This window comes from Ideonella azotifigens (assembly GCF_006519715.1).
In the GTDB taxonomy this organism is placed as follows: domain Bacteria; phylum Pseudomonadota; class Gammaproteobacteria; order Burkholderiales; family Burkholderiaceae_C; genus Ideonella; species Ideonella azotifigens.
Window position 1 is genome coordinate 1 of the sequence record NZ_VIDT01000776.1, and the last position, 2,349, is coordinate 2,349.

At 54.1% G+C, this 2,349-nt stretch carries 1 pseudogene; it reads left to right on the top strand.

Features of this window, described 5'->3' with window-relative positions:
* Window positions 1-1,169: 1,169 nt before the first annotated feature.
* Window positions 1,170-2,349, top strand: a pseudogene (locus tag FKP22_RS27505) (hypothetical protein); the annotation flags it as partial.

Below are 2,349 nucleotides of genomic sequence, written 5' to 3' on the forward strand. Positions count from 1 at the left end.
CAGCAGCTCGGACGGCAACAGCGAGCACTACGAACTCGACAACGCCGGCAACCGGCTCACCGAGAGCTACTACAAGGGAACGGACCCGGCCACCAAGGTCTTGGTCAAGACGATCACGCGCACCTACGACGCATTGGGACGCCTGCAAAGCGTCTCCGGGCTGTAGTGATCAGCGTCCCAAACTTTCTCGGATTGGTCATGACTCAGAATAAATTGGTTTATGTCGTGACAAATATTTTATCCATCTGCTTTCCAAATATCTCAATAATGCCCACCATATGAAAATGCACAGAATACTTCTTGCGGCCGCGATTGCTTTTGCCCCAACTTTTTCCTATGCGTTTGCAGATGCATCTTCCTGCCGGCAATTGGGTGGCTTGCGGTCTTGCTTCCCTGCGAAACCGATAAATTGGTCATCGACTGGTGGGTACTGCCATGAAATTGTGGGGAATGGTAGCGAGTCACTTGAAAGCGTGAATTCGATGTTTGACACATGCAATACCATATACCCTCCAGGCTGGGGTGGTGTCTGGTATATATATCAAATGGTCTATGACGATAGTCCGCTGAATAGTACAAGTTCTTATGATTACGCGGGGTATGCGGTGAACACATACCACGAGAGTCGTTACGACATCGCTCCGACTGTGCCAAATAGTCAGTTTGGCGTTTGGAGTCCTATCGTAAGAAGATATTGGGTTTGCGAAGGAGCGGCGCGCGGAAGCCTTACAATGTTTCGAAACACAGCAAGCACTGATCCAGCTGATATGTACTATTGCGGCTGCTCCGACTCTTCCAAAATTTTTTACAACGGCGCTTGTTATACAGCAATCGATGTGCGCCACGAACGGGATGGTAGCAGTTGTCCTGCTAATGTCGGCGGCCCCCCTGCGCCTCCTTCTGCAGGTGATCCCATATATCCACTTTCGGGTGGAATCCAATATGATGTATCAGTCTTTACGGGGTTGAGTAAGGATTTTGATATAAAGTATAGAAATACGCGAAATCTGCCTACGCCTCCGGATCAGACTGGGTTGAAGTTTAATTTTCTAGCCCCGGCGTCGTTTGGGTCATTGTGGGAAACGAGCTTTCACAAATCTCTCACCTTTGTTTCTAGCGGTAGCGCTGGCTCAATTCAAGTGGCGCGCGGCCTCGGGCGGTGGGTTTCCATGTTTCCATCTACCGTTGCTGGATGGTACGAATCTGACGGCGCCACAAAAGATAGATTGCAAGCCCTGCCGTGGTCCAATTACTTATATTTCGACTCGATTCGAAAATCTATTGAGGAATATGATTACTACGATGGCTCTCGGCAAATTGTTTATGCCGGCGGTGGACGGGTATCTTTGAATTTCAGTAAGGAAGCGTCGGCCGACGCGCCGGGTGGTGGCTACCTGCTGAGCGTGCAAGACCAATTTGGAAGATTGGTGAAGTTCAAGTACGACACTTCTGGCGTGATCACTCAAGTCACCAGGGTGGACGGGCAAGTCATTGATGCGGCCTACACGAACGGCAACCTATCGGCGCTCATTTGGCCGGACGGTAAGAACCTGCAGTTCGTGTACGACAAGCCCGGGCTGCCTTGGGCTTTGACAGGCGTGGTAGACGAAGACTCCTTGAGATTGACTTCGTTTTGGTATGACGATGTCGGACGAGCCGTGAGTACCGAGGAGGGAGCGGGATTGAATCGATATTCTGCCTCCTGGAATCAAGGGTCGGAGCCTGGCTGGAATATCACTGAAGAATTTGATGACGCCAAGAAGGTGGTATGGATTCATCATCGGTGGAGTGATGTTGGCAATGTCTATGTGCAAGGGCCAAATGGTTATTCGAGCACGTTGGGCTCTAGCACCGTGCAAGGCATGAGCTACGCCAGCACGCAGACCCAGCCCGGGGGCAGCGGCTGCAGCGCTGCCTCCAGCAGCCAAAGCTTCGACGGCAATGCCAACGTCACCAGCCGAGTCGACTTCGCGGGCAACCGAAGCTGCATGGCGTACGACACCAGCCGCAACCTGGAGACCGTGCGGGTCGAAGGCCTGAAGACAGCCGACACCTGCCCGGCCGACGTGGCCAGCTACACCGCCAGCAACCCCGGCCCGGCCAAGCCGCAGCGCAAGATCAGCACCCAGTGGCACCCGCTGTGGAACCTGCAGACGCAGGTGGTCGAGCCCAACCTCATCACCACCACCGTCTACAACGACCTGGCCGATCCGGTCGACCCGGCACACCCGATCCTCAACTGCGCCCCCAGTGCAACAGCGCTGCCTGACGGCAGCAAGATCGCCGTCGTCTGCAAGCGCTACGAACAGGCCACCACCGACACGCTGGGCAACCTGAGTGCGGCCAACG